This is a genomic window from Paraburkholderia sediminicola, from assembly GCF_046027355.1.
Lineage (GTDB): Bacteria > Pseudomonadota > Gammaproteobacteria > Burkholderiales > Burkholderiaceae > Paraburkholderia > Paraburkholderia sediminicola_B.
The window spans coordinates 229537-243669 of record NZ_JAQQEK010000009.1; the positions used below are offsets into that span (position 1 = coordinate 229537).

The window sequence follows — 14133 nt, forward strand, 5'->3', positions numbered from 1 at the left end:
GTGCAGCGGATCAAAGGCGGCGCGGGCCGCCTTTTTAGTTTGATCCGCGCATTCGCCTGTGCCGCTACGCTCCGCTTCGTCGAGCTGCGTTTTTAGACTGCACTCCGGTGCGCTTTCCTGAACGGACTTCTTCTATCCGATGGCCTCGCTGAACGACAGCCACTTCGACCTGTTCGATCTGCCGGCGCAATTCGCGCTCGACGCGTCAGCGCTCGATCACGCTTACCGCACGGTCCAGGCGCAAGTGCATCCGGACCGCTTCGCGGCGGCCGGCGACGCGCAAAAGCGCATTGCGATGCAATGGGCGACGCGCACCAACGAGGCGTATCAGACGCTGCGCGATCCGTTGAAGCGCGCCACCTATTTGCTGCATCTGCGCGGCATCGACGTCGGCGCGGAGAACAATACGGCGATGGAGCCGGCGTTCCTCATGCAGCAGATGGAATGGCGTGAAGGTATCGAAGACGCGGCCGCGGCGAAGAACGTCGACGCGCTCGACGCCTTGCTCACCGAATTGCGCGACGAAGAGCGCATGCGTTTCGACAAGCTCGGCGCGTTGCTCGACAGCGGCGCGAATCAGGCTGCGGGCGAGGCGGTGCGGCAGTTGATGTTCATCGAGCGGGTGGCGTCGGAAATCGGCACGCAGATCGAGCGGCTCGAGAACTAGCGAGCCCGAGCGCGCCGTGAGTGCGGCGATGGCCGCTAGAAGAGCCGTAGCATTACAACCAGCAACGCGAAAATTCAGGACGGGGCCGAGCGGCCCCGAGAAGATCCAGATGGCCCTACTGCAAATCTCCGAACCCGGCATGGCGCCGGCGCCCCACCAGCGGCGTCTGGCGGTCGGTATCGATCTCGGCACCACCAATTCCCTCGTCGCGGCCGTGCGCAGCGGCGTGCCCGACGTGCTGCCCGACGAAGACGGCCATGTGCTGCTGCCGTCGGTGGTGCGCTACCTGGAAAAGGGCGGCCGCCGTATCGGCCGCACGGCCAAGGCTGAGGCCGCGAGCGATCCGCGCAACACGATCGTCTCGGTCAAGCGCTTCATGGGCCGAGGCAAGGCGGAAGTGGAGGGCGCCGAAAACGCGCCGTACGATTTCATCGATGCACCCGGCATGGTGCAGATCCGCACCATCGACGGCGTGAAGAGCCCGGTCGAAGTGTCGGCCGAAATTCTCGCGACGCTGCGCCAGCGCGCCGAAGACTCGCTCGGCGATGAACTGGTCGGCGCCGTGATCACGGTGCCGGCTTATTTCGATGAAGCCCAGCGTCAGGCGACTAAGGACGCCGCGCGTCTGGCCGGCCTGAACGTGCTGCGCCTGCTGAACGAGCCGACCGCGGCCGCGATCGCCTATGGCCTCGACAACGGTTCCGAAGGGCTGTACGCCGTGTACGACCTCGGCGGCGGCACCTTCGATTTGTCGATTCTCAAGCTCACCAAGGGCGTATTCGAGGTGCTCGCGGCCGGCGGCGACTCAGCGCTCGGCGGCGACGATTTCGACCACGCGCTGTATCGCCATGTGCTGGAGCAAGCCGGCATCGCGCCGCACACGCTCGCACCGGAAGATGTGCGCCTGCTGCTGGACAGCGTGCGCGAGGCCAAGGAGGCCTTGTCCGACGCACCGAGTGCGAAGCTACAGGCCACGCTCTCGAACGGCGCTCCGATCGATCTGACGATCGGCGAGGCCACTTTCGAGGCCATCACGCAGGCGCTGGTGCAGCGCACGCTGGGCCCGACGAAAAAGGCGCTGCGCGACGCCAAAGTCACGACGAAGGAAATCAAGGGCGTGGTGCTGGTCGGCGGCGCGACGCGCATGCCGGTGATCCGTCGCGCGGTCGAGTCGTTTTTCGGCCAGCCGCCGCTGATCAATCTCGACCCGGATCAGGTGGTCGCGCTCGGCGCCGCGATCCAGGCCGATCTGCTCGCGGGCAACCGCGGTGCGGACGGCGACGAGTGGCTCCTGCTCGACGTGATTCCGCTCTCGCTCGGCGTCGAGACGATGGGCGGCCTGACCGAGAAAATCATCCCGCGCAATTCGACGATTCCAGTCGCGCGCGCGCAGGATTTCACGACCTTCAAGGATGGCCAGACGGCCATGGCGATCCACGTCGTGCAAGGCGAGCGCGAACTCGTCAGCGACTGCCGCTCGCTCGCGCGCTTCGAACTGCGCGGCATTCCGCCGATGGCCGCCGGCGCGGCGCGCATCCGCGTGACCTACCAGGTGGACGCGGACGGTCTGCTGTCCGTGTTCGCACGCGAGCAGGGATCGGGCGTGGAAGCGTCGGTGGTGGTCAAGCCGTCCTACGGTCTCGCCGATGACGACATCGCCCGAATGCTCGAAGACAGCTTCTCGACCGCTGAAGTCGACATGCGGGCTCGCGCGCTGCGCGAAGCGCTAGTGGAAGCGCGGCGTCTCGTCGAAGCCACCGACGCCGCACTCGCCGCCGACGCCGAACTGCTCGACGACAGCGAGCGCGCCGAACTCGACACGCTGCTCGATGCATTGCGCAACGTCGCGCAGAGCGACGACGTCGACGTGATCGAAGCCGCCACCAAAACCCTCGCCGAAGGCACCGACGAATTCGCCGCCCGCCGCATGAACAAGGGCATTCGCCGCGCGCTCGCCGGCCGCAAGCTCGACGAGATCTGAGCCTTGCGTTAGCGGCAGGCGGGCCGCCTGACCGGTCCGCCGCAAAGAACCGAATCGCGCCACATGGACTTAAAAAGTCCGCGCGGCGCCAGTAAAATGGTACGGAGCCTGTTTGCGGCCGCCGTGCCTCAGACCCAAACGGAAAATGTATGCCTCAAATCGTTGTGCTGCCTCACGTCGAACTGTGCCCGGAAGGCGCGGTGATCGATGCCGTGCCCGGCAAGAGCATCTGCGACAGCCTGCTCGAGCACGGCATTGAAATCGAGCACGCATGCGAGAAGTCGTGCGCATGCACGACCTGCCACGTGATCGTGCGTGAGGGTTTCGCCGCCTTGACGCCATCGGAGGAAGACGAGGACGATCTGTTGGACAAGGCGTGGGGGCTCGAACCGGCCTCGCGTCTGTCGTGCCAGGCCATGGTGCCGGCTGAGCAGGATCTGGTTGTCGAAATCCCTCGCTACTCGATCAATCACGCGAAGGAAAACCACTAACAGGAGGATGCAGCCATGAAGTGGACCGATACGCAAGACATCGCGATGGCCCTGACTGACAAGCACCAGGACATCGATCCGCAACAGGTGCGCTTCACCGACTTGCACCGTTGGGTCACCGAGCTGGAAGGATTCGACGATGATCCTAACCGGTCGAACGAAAAGATCCTCGAGGCGATTCAGGCTGCATGGATTGAAGACGCGGATTATTGAGCGTCACTGAGTTTTCCGACGCCGGTCAGCGATCTGCTTGCGCTCCGGCCTCGGTAAAGAAAAAAGGCGATTCCATTGGAATCGCCTTTTTCGCGTCTGGCGGAAACAACCCGCGTAGTTACGCCTAGCTTGCTACAAGCGTGCCGTTCTGAACCCGCACGCGCTGACCTTGCTGGAACGGCGGCGCTTCATGGTAGGTGAAGTAACGGGTCTTGCCGCTTTCCATCCGCACCCGCACCGAGTACGACGTGGTGCTGCGGATATGTTTTTCCACCGAGTTGCCGGCAAGGCCGCCGCCGAGCGCGCCGAGAACGGTCATCGCGGTGCGGCCGCCGCCGCTACCGAACTGGTTGCCGACCACGCCACCGGCCACCGCGCCACCGACCGCGCCGATACCGGTACCGTGACCTTCCTGACGTACCGCCGAGATGGCCTCGACCGTGCCGCATGTCGAGCAGTAGGCCGGTTGCGCCGGCTGCTGCTGGGCATAGTTAGGCGCCGGCTGCGCCTGTTGCTGCTGTGCGTATTGCTGCTGCTGTGTGGGTGCAGGCGCCGGAACGGGTGCGGGTTGCGGCTGTTGCGCGGCCTGCTGCTGGGCAGCTTGTTGCTGCGCTGCCTGTTGCGCCGTCGGGTTGGCAGGCGCCGCCGAATCGACCACGCCCGGCGGCGTGGCTTGCGTCGCGACCTGCGCAGCTTGCGTCTGATCGTTTTGCGAGCCGTTGCTGGACGCCTTCGTGAACAGACCCGTGACAGCCGCCGTGGCGGCGAGGCTTGCGATGATCACCGCGCCGGCAGCGGTCGCGACGAGCGGGTGAATCCGGCGTTGTTGCGCAGGCTGCGCGGATTGCGGGGTGGGTTGCGTGTTGGGATTGTCCATTTTTGGCCTCCGTCTTCAACAGCGTCGACTTTTGGTAAGACAAAGTGTCGGGTAAATCGATTCCGCGAGGGTTTCAATTTGTAACGATTTCCGGGCAATGATCACGATGGCGTCGCGTCAAAGGCCGCGCAGCGCGGCGGGGTGCCTCTTCCGGCAAGCGCTCGCGCGACGAACGCAGACGGCCGAATCCTCGCACGGCGTGCAGCTTTTACCGATGGTTACAAACCGTCAGGCGGCCGCCAGTGTGCTTTCAAAGGAAGTAGCAAGAAAAACGCCCGGCATCGAGCCGGGCGTTCTCCTTGGTGCGCACCACGCAACGCTCAGTCTTCGCGGCGCAGATGCGGAAACAGAATCACATCGCGGATGCTCGGGCTGTCGGTCAGCATCATGACCAGGCGGTCGATGCCGATGCCGCAACCGCCCGCCGGCGGCATGCCGTATTCGAGCGCGCGGATGTAGTCCGCGTCGTAGAACATCGCTTCTTCGTCGCCGGCGTCTTTCTGGTCGACCTGCTTCTTGAAGCGGGCCGCCTGGTCTTCCGGATCGTTCAGTTCCGAGAAGCCGTTGGCGATCTCACGGCCCGTGATGAACAGCTCGAAACGCTCGGTAATGCCGTCGACCTTGTCCGACGCGCGCGCCAGCGGCGACACCTCGATCGGGTAATCGATGATGTAAGTCGGTTCCCACAATTGCGACTCGGCGGTCTCTTCGAACAGCGCCAGCTGCAGCGAACCGACGCCCGCGTTCAGGAACTGCGGCTGCGACGCATCGACGCCGAACTTCTTCAGCTCGGTGCGCAGGAATGCGCTGTCGGCGAGTTGCTCGTTCGTGTATTGCGGTGCGTACTTCTGGATTGCCTGGGTGATCGTCAGGCGATGGAACGGCTTCGCCAGATCGAGTTCGCGGCCCTGATACGTGATCGTGGCCGTGCCCAGGGCGTCGATCGCGGCCTGGCGGATCAACTGCTCGGTGAAGTCCATCAGCCACTTGTAATCGGTGTACGCGGCGTAAAACTCGATCATCGTGAATTCCGGATTGTGGCGCACGGACACGCCCTCATTGCGGAAGTTACGGTTGATCTCGAACACACGCTCGAAGCCGCCGACCACCAGCCGCTTTAGATACAGCTCGGGCGCGATACGCAGGAACATCTGCATGTCGAGCGCATTGTGGTGCGTGGTGAACGGCTTGGCCGCCGCGCCGCCCGGAATCGGATGCAGCATCGGCGTTTCGACTTCCATGAACTCGGCGTCGGCCATGAATTTGCGGATCGACGAAATCGCCTTGGTGCGCGCGACGAAGGTCTTGCGCGTTTCCGGCGTGACGATCAGATCGACATAGCGCTGGCGATACTTCATTTCCTGATCGGACAGACCATGGAACTTGTCCGGCAGCGGACGCAACGACTTCGACAGCAGGCGCAGTTCCGTGCAACGCACCGAGAGCTCGCCCTTGTTGGTACGGAACAGCACGCCGCGCGCCGCGACGATGTCGCCCATGTCCCACTTCTTGAAGGCGTCGTACGTTTCCTGGCCGACGTCGGCCGGCGTGATGAAGAACTGGATCTGACCCGAACCGTCGCGCACAGTCGCAAAGCTTGCCTTGCCCATCACGCGCTTGAGCATCATGCGGCCGGCGATCGCGACTTCGAGCGGATTCGCTTCGAGCGCTTCTTTATCCGCGTGCTCGTATTGCGACTGCAGATCTTCTGCGTGATGAGTAGGGCGGAAATCGTTCGGATAGGCGATGCCTTGCTCACGCAGTTCACGCAGCTTTTCGCGGCGTTCGGTCATGATCTTGTTGTCGTCCACCTCGGGCACGACGTTCGGCTGGGCCACATTAGGCTGGGTCGGTTCGGTCATGATGATTTGGTATTCGGTGGCCCGCACGGAAGTGGCTCGCATGCGGGTGGCCAGTCAGTAAAAACCTCAGGCGGTAAAAAGATGCGGCGCGGCGTTGCAAAGGCAGGCCGCGCCGGTTGCGCTTAGACGCCCTGTTTCAGGCTGGCGCTGATGAACGGATCGAGGTCGCCGTCGAGCACGCTCTTGGTATTGCTGATTTCGACGTTGGTGCGCAGATCCTTGATACGGCTGTTGTCCAGCACGTACGAGCGGATCTGATGACCCCAGCCCACATCGGTCTTGCCGGCTTCGAGCTTGTCCTGCTCTTCCTGACGCTTGCGGATTTCCGCCTCGTACAGGCGCGATTTCAGCATGGCCATGGCTTCAGCGCGGTTGCGGTGCTGCGAACGGTCGTTCTGGCACTGCACGACGATGCCCGACGGCATGTGCGTGATACGCACGGCGGAGTCGGTCTTGTTGATGTGCTGACCGCCCGCGCCGGACGCGCGGTACGTGTCGATACGCAGATCGGCCGGGTTGATGTCGACTTCGATCGAGTCGTCGATTTCCGGGTACACGAACACCGACGAGAACGACGTGTGACGGCCACCCGACGAGTCGAACGGCGACTTGCGCACGAGGCGGTGCACGCCGGTTTCGGTGCGCAAAAAGCCGTACGCGTATTCGCCTTCGATCTTGATCGTGGCGTTCTTGATGCCCGCGACGTCGCCGTCGGTCTGTTCCAGCACTTCGGTCTTGAAGCCCTTGCGCTCGCAGTAGCGCAGATACTGGCGCAGCAGCATGGACGCCCAGTCGCACGCCTCGGTGCCGCCGGCGCCGGCCTGGATGTCCAGAAACGCGTTGTTCGGATCGGCCGGGTTCGCGAACATGCGGCGGAATTCCATGTCGGCCACGCGCTGTTCGATGCCTTGCGCGTCGGATTCGCAGGCGAGGAGAGTTTCCTCGTCGTCTTCCTCGCGGGCCATGTCGAACAGGTCCTGCGCGTCGCGCAGGTCGTTATCGAGCGATGTGAGTTTGCCGACGGTGTCGTCGAGCAGTTTCTTCTCCCGGCCGAGGGCCTGGGCGTGCTTCGAGTCGTTCCAGACGTCCGGGTCTTCGAGTTCCCGGTTGACTTCGATTAGACGCAGTGCTTTGTCGTCGTAGTCAAAGATACCCCCGTAGCGAATCCGCGCGAGTGCGCAGGTCCGCCAGTGAGGCTTCGATCGCGTTGAGACGTTCCGCTTCCATGTCGATCTTTTATAGCTTCGTAAAAAGGGGAAATTATAGCCGATCGGCGTGCCGCGCCGGAGGCTCTTCAGCGATCCGGCGCGTGTTTGCGGTTGATTTTGCGGAGATTTTCGGGGTTTTCGGTGCGCCGGCGCCGGCGCCGACACGGTCGGCAGGTCGCTTGACTCGCCGGCGTCGACTCATCGCCTGGATTCGTCGTGTCAGGTCTGCGCTTCAGCTCGCGATTCCAACTCGCCGCTTGAACCGGTCATTTCAACTGGCCACCTTAGCTCGCGGCGTGCTCGACGATTAGCTGCACGCGCGACACGCCGTTCCACGTGTCGCTCGCGAGGCGGTAGGCGACGGTGGTTCGGGCGGGCAGTGTGTCGGTGTGATTGAACCAGATCGCGTTGAAGCGCTGGCGTCCGCGCACGAGTTGCAGCTTCAGGTGCTTGTCCTTCACCAGGGCCTGCGAGGCGATGTCGAATTCACCCGAAAACACCGGCGCCGGAAAGCCCTGGCCCCACACGGCGGCGTCGAGCATTTCGACGAATTGCGGCGTGAAGTACGCGTCTTCGAGTTCGCCGTCGGTTTCGACCGTGCGCGAGAGCGCGTCCTCGGAGAGCCATTCGCGGCCGACCGCTTCGAACGCGGCGGTGAAGCGCGGCACGTCGGCTGCGGCGAGCGTGAGGCCCGCGGCCATCGCGTGACCGCCGAATTTGACGATCAGGCCCGGCTCGCGCTTCGAGATCAGATCGAGCGCGTCACGCAGATGGAAGCCCGCGATGGAACGGCCCGAACCTTTGACGGTCTGGCCGCTGTCGTCGGCGAGCGCGAAGGTGAACGAGGGCCGGTGGAATTTCTCCTTCAACCGCCCCGCGACGATGCCGATCACGCCTTGATGCCAACTCGGGTTGAACAGCGTGATGGTGGTCGCGCCCTCGGGATCGATCGCCGAGAGGTCTTCGAGCGCCTGCTGCTGCATGCCGGCTTCGATCTCGCGGCGTTCGCGGTTCATCGTGTCCAGTTGCTGCGCGAGATCCCAGGCGCGGCCGATGTCGTCGGTGGTCAGGCATTCGATCCCGAGCGACATGTCCGACAGGCGTCCCGCCGCGTTCAGGCGCGGTCCGAGCGCGAAGCCGAGGTCGAAGCCCGACGCGCTGCGGGCGTCGCGCGCGGCGGCGCGGAAGAGCGCGGCGATACCCGGCTGCATCTTGCCCTTGCGGATGCGCTGCAACCCTTGCGCGACCAGCACGCGGTTATTGCCGTCGAGCTTGACCACGTCCGCGACCGTGCCGAGCGCGACCAGATCGAGCAGGCCGTCGAGGCGCGGTTCGGGAAACGCGTCGTTGAAGGCGCCGCGGCGGCGCAATTCCGCGCGCAACGCCAGCAGCACATAAAACATCACGCCGACGCCCGCGATGCACTTGCTCGGGAACGTGCAGCCCGGCTGATTCGGATTGACGATCGCGCGGGCAGCCGGCAGTTCGTCACCGGGCAGATGGTGATCGGTGACCAGCACGTCGATACCGAGCGCGTTGGCCGCTTCCACGCCGTCGACGCTCGCGATGCCGTTATCCACCGTGATCAGCAGCTCCGGTTTGCCCGACGCGCTGCGCGCGGCCAGCGCGACGATCTCCGGCGTCAGGCCGTAGCCGTACTCAAAGCGGTTCGGCACCAGATACTCGATCCGGCCGCCGAACATGCGCAGTCCACGCACGGCGACCGCGCAGGCGGTGGCCCCGTCGCAATCGTAGTCGGCGACCACCAGCATGCGGCGCTGGTTCTGGATCGCGTCGGCGAGCAAGGCGGCGGCGACTTCGCAGCCCTTGAGCGCGACCGGCGGCACGAGGCGCGCGAGGCCGGTTTCGATTTCGTCGGGCATGCACACGCCGCGCGCCGCGTAGAGGCGCGCGAGCACCGGATGCAGGCCGTGGCGGGTGAGGATTTCGGCGTCGACGGGAGACGAGGCGCGCGTAACGATTCGAGTCATTCGGAAAGGCCGTGAGTCATTCAATCAATTATTCGATGAAGAGCGAGGCGAGCACGCGCCGCCGCCAGAATTTGCGCAGATCGCCGCGCGTGACCGAGAGCGTCACCGAGCCGGTGTCGCCGCACAAGGTCAGGCCGAGTTCAGCGAGATCGCCGGATTGCAGCGCGGCGAGCGCCGGTTCGAACCAGTCGGTCTGCATGGCGGCGAAGGCGTCGTTCCAGCGCGCCCAGTCCTGCTCGATGTAGGGCGCGGAGAACGGATCGAGTTCGACCAGCGTGGGACCGCTCGTGTTCGTGTTTGCATTCGCGTCGTTGAACTCGGACGCGCCACCCGACGCGCCACGCAGAGCGTTATCCGAAGCGCCGCGCGCAGCGCCAGCCGCCCGCAGCGCCGCAAACGACGCCGGCGGCGCAGCCGCCGTGACGCCCGCAGTCATCGCGAGACCGCGCGTTGCGGCCGCATCGGAGAACACGCGTGCGAACGGACTGCGTACCGGCTGCATAGCGCCTTGCGCGTGAAACCAGATCGAGTTGACCGCCGGCAGGCCGCGCGCCTCGCGCGCTTCGTTGACCGGATGCTCGAACCACGCCATCTGCACTTCGTTCTGCAGCTTCATCCACGCGCGCGAACGCTCGCCGGAATGCGCCTCGTGCGGCAGCCAGATTTCGATGTTGCGGCCGCTCGCGCGCAACGGCGACGCGCCGGCGAGCGTGCCGAAGCCTTCGCCGGAGAGATACCAGCGTGCGGGCCGCGGCGCTTCGATACGCACGCCGAGTTCCTCGATCAGCGGCCGCGCGACCGCGAGCAGCGCGCCGGCTTCTTCGTCGGACAGGTCGAGCGAGGCTGGATCGATCAGCACCAGATGATCGTGCGCGATGCGCACGTGCACCGGCTGCACGCAGGCCCATGTCGCGGTGCCGGGTTCGCCGCCGTCGGCGCGCAGCATGTAGGGCGCGAGCGGCGCTTCGTCGGCGGCGGCCGCGCCGCTCGGCAGCGCGCCGAACTGGCGCGCCACCCAGCGCTCGTGTGGCAGCGTGCGCTGAAAGTCTTCGCCGATCACGCGTTCCACCAGCGTCGCGCGCGCGATCAGCCGGTCGAGGGCCGGACTGCGGATGGCGTGAAGGGCGGTGGAAGCGTCCGCTGCGGCGGGCAGCGCGAAGGGCAGGAGAAGATGGAGACGGTTGGCGAGCATGATGCTGCGCATTGTAGGGCAAAGAGTGCGAGTATTCCGACCATCAGCATTCGCTCGACGAAACGTGGCGGCAGCGGACCTTCGGGTTCGCCGCCGGCCGGTCGCCGCAGCAACAGCCGCGCGCGGCGGCACCGCGCACATGACGAGGGAGACCGGCATGTCGCGTGAACTCAAAACCGAGCAGGAATTGCTAGCGCTGGTCGTCAAGGCGCTCGATGCGAACCCGTCCACCGCCGGCTGGATTCCGACCGGCTTTCACGAAACCGTGGACGACGAGAGCGGCTGCAACTGGGACATCAGCCATCTGCACCGCGACCGCAAGGACGCCGACGTGGCGGAGATCGCCAACAGCGCCGCCGCGGGCATCATCAACGAGCTGCGCGGGCGTTACAACCTGCGTTAGACGAAACCGGCATCGCGCCCGAACCCGGCGCACGGCGACGCGGCGCCGATTCAGGACAGCCGCCGCCGAGCCGACCTGACCGCCGGTGGCCGGCGTTTCTGTTCGAGGTCCCGTCCACACTGCCTTTGCGCGAGCGGGCGGCATTGTATGGCAAACTTCGCGCTTGATTAGTGGTGGCAGCGATGTCGGCGACAGCAACGGCCGCCTTCCGGACAGTCGCGGACCGCGGTGGCGCGCGCATTGCTACGCTCCGGCGCGCCGTACCGGAACCATCCGCGTCGCAACGACACCAATGATCACGACGCTCGGGCCGCACGGCAGGCGCTTCACGCCTTCGTGCGCGGCACAAAGCCGAAGAACGCAGAAAAGGATTCGCTTGAAATTTCCCTACGAATGGCAGATTGGCTGGCGCTACACCCGCGCCGGCAAACGCACGACCGGTAACGGCTTCATTTCCTTCATCGCGCTCGTGTCGATGTCGGGCATCGCGCTCGGCGTCGCGGCGCTAATCGTCGTGTTGTCCGTGATGAACGGTTTTCAGAAAGAGGTGCGCGACCGCATGTTGTCGGTGCTCGCGCACGTCGAAATCTTTTCGCCGACCGGGTCGATGCCCAACTGGGAGCTGACCGCCAAGGAAGCCCGCCAGAACAAGGAAGTGATCGGCGCGGCGCCCTATGTCGAAGCGCAGGCGCTGCTCACGCGCCAGGATGCGGTGAGCGGGGTGGCGCTGCGCGGCGTCGAGCCGTCGCTGGAGCCCGAGGTGTCCGACATCGGTAAGGAGATGAAGGGCGGCAGTCTGAACGCGCTGAAGCCGGGCGACTTCGGCATCGTGCTGGGGGCCGACCTCGCCACCAATCTCGGCGTGGCGGTCGACGACAAGATCACGCTGGTCGCGCCGGAAGGCACCATCACGCCTGCCGGCATGCTGCCGCGGCTGAAACAGTTCACGGTGGTGGGCGTCTTCGAGTCAGGGCATTACGAATACGACAGCACGCTCGCGCTGATCAACATCAAGGACGCAGAGGCGCTGTTCCGGCTGCCCGCGCCGACCGGCGTGCGGCTGCGCCTGACCGACATGCAGCGCGCGCCGGAAGTCGCGCATCAGCTTGCGCGCACACTGTCCGGCGATTTATACATTCGCGACTGGACCCAGCAGAACAAGACCTGGTTCTCGGCGGTGCAGATCGAAAAACGCATGATGTTCATCATCCTCACGCTGATCATCGCGGTGGCGGCGTTCAATCTGGTGTCGTCGCTCGTCATGACGGTGACCAACAAGCAGGCCGACATCGCGATTCTGCGCACGCTCGGCGCGCAGCCTGGCTCGATCATGAAGATTTTCGTGGTGCAGGGCGTGACGATCGGTTTTATCGGCACGGCCACGGGCGTCGCGCTCGGTTGCCTGATTGCGTGGAGCATTCCATGGCTCGTGCCGATGATCGAGCATCTGCTCGGCGTGCAGTTCCTGCCGCCGTCGGTGTATTTCATCAGCGAACTGCCGTCTGAACTGGTGCCGGCCGACGTCGCGCGAATCGGCGTCATCGCCTTCGTGATGTCGGCGCTGGCCACGTTGTACCCGAGCTGGCGTGGTGCGAAAGTCCGTCCCGCGGAGGCACTGCGCTATGAATGACCGTTCCGCTAACCTATCCATGGCTTCTTCCGACACCGTGCCGCATCCCTACGTGCTGGAAGCGACCGGCATTTCCAAGTCGTTCGTGCAGGGCGGTCTGAACGTGACGGTGCTCAACAACGCGCAATTGAGCGTGCGGCGCGGCGAGAAGCTGGCGATCGTCGGTGCGTCGGGATCCGGCAAGAGCACGCTGCTGCACGTGCTCGGCGGCCTCGACGATCCGAGCGCCGGTCATGTCTCGGTGATGGGCAAGCCTTTCACCAAGCTCTCCGAGCGTGAACGCAACGACCTGCGCAATCGCGCGCTGGGTTTCGTGTATCAATTCCACCATCTGCTGCCGGAGTTCACCGCGCTCGATAACGTCGCGATGCCGCTGCGGATTCGCCGCATGACGACTGAAGCCTCGCGCCGCGAAGCGCTCACGGTGCTGGAGCGCGTCGGCATGGGGCATCGCGCGAAGCATCGTCCGGGCGAACTGTCGGGGGGCGAGCGTCAGCGCGTCGCGATTGCCCGGGCGCTGGTAACGAAGCCGGCCTGCGTGCTGGCCGACGAACCGACCGGCAACCTCGACGGTGGCACCGCCGACACCGTTTTCAACCTGATGCTCGAACTGTCGCAAACGCTCGATACGAGCTTCGTGATCGTCACGCACGATCCGGAATTGGCGGGACGTTGCGACCGCATCATGCGGCTGCGCGACGGCGTGCTGCACGAAGAGCCGCCGGTGCCGGTTTGATGGCTTGCCTCCGCGAGCCGATGTTGCGCCGTTAGCGAGGCACGTCATGTGGATCGATACGCACTGTCATCTCGACGCTTCGGAATTTGACGCCGACCGCGCGGAAGTCGCGGCGGCGGCGCGCCGCGCGGGCGTGGGTCGGATCGTGATTCCGGCGATCGGCCGGCAGAATTTCGCGGCGGTGCGCGAGTTGGCGCATCAGGTTGAGGGCGGTGCGTATGCGCTCGGCATTCATCCGTTGTTCACGCCGGGGGCGCAGGAGAGCGATCTTGAACTGCTGCGCATGGAAATCGAAGCGAGTCTCGACGACCCGCTATTTGTCGGAATCGGCGAGATCGGCCTCGATTATTTCGTCGACGGTCTCGACGACGCCCGCCAGCAATTCTTCTACAACGGCCAGTTGCAGCTCGCGCGTGAGTTCGATCTGCCGGTGATCTGCCATGTGCGCAAATCGCAGGATCAGGTGATCAAGGGACTGCGGCGGCATCAGATTCATCGCGGCATCGCGCATGCATTCAATGGCAGTTTTCAGCAGGCTCAGGCGTATATCGACCAAGGCATGCATCTCGGCTTCGGCGGCAATCTGACTTTCGAGCGCGCGCGACAAATCCGCCGTCTCGCCGAGCAGTTGCCGTTCGACGCGCTAGTCGTCGAAACCGATGCGCCGGACATCGCGCCGTCGTGGATCTACAAGCAGCGCAACACGCCGGAGCAGATTCCGGCCATCGGCGCGGGCCTCGCGCAACTGCGCGGCATGGCCGCCGACGAAACCGCCCTAGGCACAACGGCTAACGCGCTCGCCGCGCTGCCGCGGCTCGCACTTTCCTCTGCATAATTGACCTCGATGGTCTGAGTGGTTCGCGCCGGGCGATACCCACGCCT

General features: G+C 64.8%; 13 protein-coding genes. 8 read left to right on the forward strand and 5 right to left on the reverse strand.

Going from position 1 to position 14133, the window contains the following annotated elements; translation table 11 throughout:
• Window positions 1–139: 139 nt before the first annotated feature.
• The 4 genes from hscB (at window position 140) to iscX (ending at window position 3352) form a co-directional block, all read left to right on the forward strand.
• Window positions 140–667, forward strand: a complete 528-nt coding sequence (gene hscB / locus PQR42_RS17910) for a Fe-S protein assembly co-chaperone HscB (protein ID WP_408203710.1) — start codon at window positions 140–142, stop codon at window positions 665–667.
• 109 nt (window positions 668–776) lie between these two features.
• Window positions 777–2648: a Fe-S protein assembly chaperone HscA gene (gene hscA, locus PQR42_RS17915; RefSeq protein ID WP_408493685.1), complete on the forward strand. Its 1872-nt coding sequence runs from the start codon at window positions 777–779 to the stop codon at window positions 2646–2648.
• A 149-nt stretch (window positions 2649–2797) separates the two neighbouring features.
• On the forward strand, window positions 2798–3139 hold the full coding sequence (gene fdx, locus PQR42_RS17920; RefSeq protein ID WP_097389705.1) for an ISC system 2Fe-2S type ferredoxin: 342 nt from the start codon (window positions 2798–2800) through the stop codon (window positions 3137–3139).
• 15 nt (window positions 3140–3154) lie between these two features.
• Complete coding sequence (gene iscX / locus PQR42_RS17925) at window positions 3155–3352, forward strand: Fe-S cluster assembly protein IscX (protein WP_007181290.1); 198 nt, start codon at window positions 3155–3157, stop codon at window positions 3350–3352.
• A gap of 124 nt (window positions 3353–3476) precedes the next feature.
• On the opposite strand, the gene PQR42_RS17930 is transcribed toward iscX, so the two are convergent.
• From PQR42_RS17930 to PQR42_RS17950, 5 genes are all read right to left on the reverse strand, one after another.
• On the reverse strand, window positions 3477–4229 hold the full coding sequence (locus PQR42_RS17930) for a glycine zipper 2TM domain-containing protein (RefSeq protein ID WP_408203714.1): 753 nt from the start codon (window positions 4227–4229) through the stop codon (window positions 3477–3479).
• 320 nt (window positions 4230–4549) lie between these two features.
• Window positions 4550–6091 (reverse strand): lysine--tRNA ligase, encoded by a 1542-nt coding sequence (lysS, locus tag PQR42_RS17935; protein WP_408387206.1) that lies wholly within the window; start codon window positions 6089–6091, stop codon window positions 4550–4552.
• A gap of 122 nt (window positions 6092–6213) precedes the next feature.
• A protein-coding gene (prfB, locus tag PQR42_RS17940; RefSeq protein ID WP_106313460.1) for a peptide chain release factor 2 occupies window positions 6214–7318 on the reverse strand; the annotation gives its coding sequence in 2 pieces (ribosomal slippage) (window positions 6214–7236 and window positions 7238–7318; 1104 coding nt in all).
• A gap of 265 nt (window positions 7319–7583) precedes the next feature.
• The gene (gene recJ, locus PQR42_RS17945) at window positions 7584–9290 is read right to left on the reverse strand and encodes a single-stranded-DNA-specific exonuclease RecJ (RefSeq protein WP_408387205.1); all 1707 of its coding nucleotides are present in this window, start codon (window positions 9288–9290) and stop codon (window positions 7584–7586) included.
• A gap of 28 nt (window positions 9291–9318) precedes the next feature.
• On the reverse strand, window positions 9319–10494 hold the full coding sequence (locus tag PQR42_RS17950; RefSeq protein ID WP_408493686.1) for a regulator: 1176 nt from the start codon (window positions 10492–10494) through the stop codon (window positions 9319–9321).
• A 145-nt stretch (window positions 10495–10639) separates the two neighbouring features.
• Between PQR42_RS17950 and PQR42_RS17955 the strand changes: the two genes are divergently transcribed.
• The 4 genes from PQR42_RS17955 (at window position 10640) to PQR42_RS17970 (ending at window position 14086) form a co-directional block, all read left to right on the forward strand.
• The gene (locus PQR42_RS17955) at window positions 10640–10885 is read left to right on the forward strand and encodes a hypothetical protein (protein ID WP_408203722.1); all 246 of its coding nucleotides are present in this window, start codon (window positions 10640–10642) and stop codon (window positions 10883–10885) included.
• Between the two features lie 376 nt (window positions 10886–11261).
• Window positions 11262–12515 (forward strand): lipoprotein-releasing ABC transporter permease subunit, encoded by a 1254-nt coding sequence (locus tag PQR42_RS17960; RefSeq protein WP_408203724.1) that lies wholly within the window; start codon window positions 11262–11264, stop codon window positions 12513–12515.
• A complete protein-coding gene (gene lolD, locus PQR42_RS17965; protein ID WP_408203726.1) occupies window positions 12508–13251 on the forward strand; it encodes a lipoprotein-releasing ABC transporter ATP-binding protein LolD in 744 nt (247 codons plus the stop codon). Before PQR42_RS17960 ends, lolD begins: the two co-directional genes overlap by 8 nt.
• 46 nt (window positions 13252–13297) lie before the next feature.
• Window positions 13298–14086: a TatD family hydrolase gene (locus PQR42_RS17970; RefSeq protein WP_408203728.1), complete on the forward strand. Its 789-nt coding sequence runs from the start codon at window positions 13298–13300 to the stop codon at window positions 14084–14086.
• Window positions 14087–14133 lie beyond the last annotated feature (47 nt).